Annotated in this window: 2 protein-coding genes; both read right to left on the bottom strand. The window is 71.0% G+C overall.

Going from position 1 to position 2,288, the window contains the following annotated elements:
• Positions 1-31 precede the first annotated feature (31 nt).
• Positions 32-1,513 (bottom strand): ISKra4 family transposase, encoded by a 1,482-nt coding sequence (locus ABFX54_RS56355; protein WP_346115565.1) that lies wholly within the window; start codon positions 1,511-1,513, stop codon positions 32-34.
• A gap of 124 nt (positions 1,514-1,637) precedes the next feature.
• A complete protein-coding gene (locus ABFX54_RS56350) occupies positions 1,638-2,204 on the bottom strand; it encodes a hypothetical protein (RefSeq protein ID WP_346115564.1) in 567 nt (188 codons plus the stop codon).
• Positions 2,205-2,288: the final 84 nt, after the last annotated feature.

Here is a 2,288-nt window from a genome sequence, read left to right as displayed (position 1 = left end):
GGGTGTAGCTCTTTTGCAGTGACTTATTCGATCAGGCGCCGAGGGTGTATTCGTCCTGGTGACGGCTGTGGTGGACGCGCTGGTTCTCGCGGTCGACGTGGAAGATCCAGTACTGGTCGAGGTCGTTGTTGGCGATCAGAGCGCGGAGCTTCAGAACGGCCTCGGCTCCGGCCAGCCCCCACCGGGCTCCGGTGATGTCCAGGCGGTCGCCGATCAGGTAGCGGGCACTTCCCTCCACCACGCCGGTGGCGATCGGCCAGCCCTGCTCCAGCGCCTGGTCATAACGCAGGAACGCGCGGTGGCTGGTCAGGTAGCGGGCCGCGGCGGACAGAGCATCACCTCGGCTGGTCGTGCGGGCTGTCAGGTCGGCGATCACCTCCTCGATGCGGCCGGCCAGCAGGACCAGCGCCCAGCCGGCGACGCGTTGCTCAGCGGCCGGGTCCTCGGCGGTGTGCAGGCAACGGGCCGCGCGCCAGAGGTATTCCAGCACGTGGATCAGGTCGCAGACGACATGGATGCGGACGTCGCGGCGGTCGGCCTCGGCCTGCAGGAGCTGCAGCTGGTGGTGGTCACCATCGGCCAGCACCACCCAGGTGCGCGCATGCAGGCTGTCGCGGGCCTCGGCCTGGTCGAACATGAAGGCGATCACCTGCTCGGCGGAGTCGATGACCGAGGCGTAGACCCACTTTCCGGACGCGCGCGGCCCGGCCCGCACCCGGCGGGCGCCGCTGCGCTCACCGAGGCTGATCACATCGTGCGGGCGGCGGGGCGCGGGCTCCGCGTCGTAGACCACCGCCAGGGTGGCCATGCGCTTGCGATAGGGCTTCTCACCGGAAGCCAGGCGGGTGTGGAAGCGCCCGCGGTGCCGGGCGGCGGCCGCTCGGGTGGCCGGCCGCAGCGCCTCGGGCCGCATCACGATGCCCTTGCCGTCGGTGCTGAGCACCAGCAGCTCAGTGGCGGCGCGCGGCACCGGGACGCGGACGGCATAGAAGGCCTCAACATCGGCCGCGGCGGCGATGACCAGCTCTTCGATCTGCCGTTTGCCGATCACGTTCCCGCACCGGTCGGTGATCGCGGCATGCGCGGCGTCGAACGAGCCGCGCACCGCCTCGGCCACCGCCAGCCGCGCCAGCCCGTGGCTGTGCCGCCCCGCAGGCAGCGCCAGCAGATCGTCGGCCGGATACCGGTTGCGCCGGCCCGGCGCTCGCAGCGCGCAGCGGCGCACCACCACCGTGCCCACCACGGTGGCCAGCAGCCGGTGATGCCCCTTCTCCAGCCTTCCGGGCGGATGCACGGCCGCCAGGCGGGCCTCCTCCCGGTCCGCGCGCAGGTCCAGATGATCCTGCAGCAGCTGCCGCACCAGCCGGCGGCCCCGCTGCTCACACCAGATCTCCAGCTCGGCGTGGGACAGCCCGCCGGTGACCGGATCGGCCAGTTCGGCGAGCAGAAGATCGAACAACTTCCTCGAGGTTGCAAAGCAGTCAGCTCTGAGCGCGGTGTCGTACGGTGTCATCGGCTCTTCCTTGCCGGTCGATTCGACTGGGTCGCACCTTCGAACCTCCGGCAAGTAAGAGCCCTCCGCCAACCACCACCACCGGCACATCACGGTGACGCGCCACCGCCCGCCCCGTGCCCGCCTATCGGGCGATCTGCCGAGCAACCGGCTCGGTCAAGGCGAACAGCCCGGGCTCGTCCTGCGCCAGCCAGCCGCGTTCCACCAGCCGCCGCAGCTTGCCCCGCAACCCTTCCACCGCCGCGGCCGACTCACCCCGCCCCAACGCGGCCGAGATCTTCCCCGCCCGCATCGCCCGCCCGGCATCGGCAAGCACCTCCAGCACATCCCGATACGCCCGCGGCAACACCGACGGCCCGAGATCCTCACGCCACGCCGGCACCGTCACCACGCCCCGCCGCACCGCCTCGGTCTTGCCATCTTGGCCGTCCTGCCCAGCATCGGCGGAGCCGGCATCCTCGCTTCCCAGGACGGGATCGGCGGCAAGACGGCCCTGCCCGCCCAGAATGTCCTCCACCACCTCGGAGGCGATCAGCAGCCGAGACAGCCCCTCTTCCTCGGCCTCCAGCCGCGCCTGCACCTCCGCGAGCTGCCGGCCAAGCTCCTCGATCCGCCGGCGGGCTTCGGCTTGCCGCCGCGCCAGCTCCTCCAGCAACGACCCCATCGCTACCACCGCCTCGCGCGCCTGCACCCACAGTAGAAGGCGGTTTTACGATCAAACAGCCCAGGACAGCGAACGCCCAGCTCAGCCAGTCACTGCAAACGAGCTACACCC

Origin of the sequence: Nonomuraea maheshkhaliensis, assembly GCF_039529435.1 — a bacterium.
GTDB lineage: Bacteria > Actinomycetota > Actinomycetes > Streptosporangiales > Streptosporangiaceae > Nonomuraea > Nonomuraea maheshkhaliensis.
The sequence above is the reverse complement of the archived record's forward strand: the minus strand, read 5'-3'. Positions and strand labels throughout refer to the sequence as shown.

Excerpts from the sequence above, each read along its gene's own strand:
- ABFX54_RS56355 (WP_346115565.1), bottom strand. The coding sequence starts at position 1,513 with ATGACACCGTACGACACCGCGCTCAGAGCTGACTGCTTTGCAACCTCG.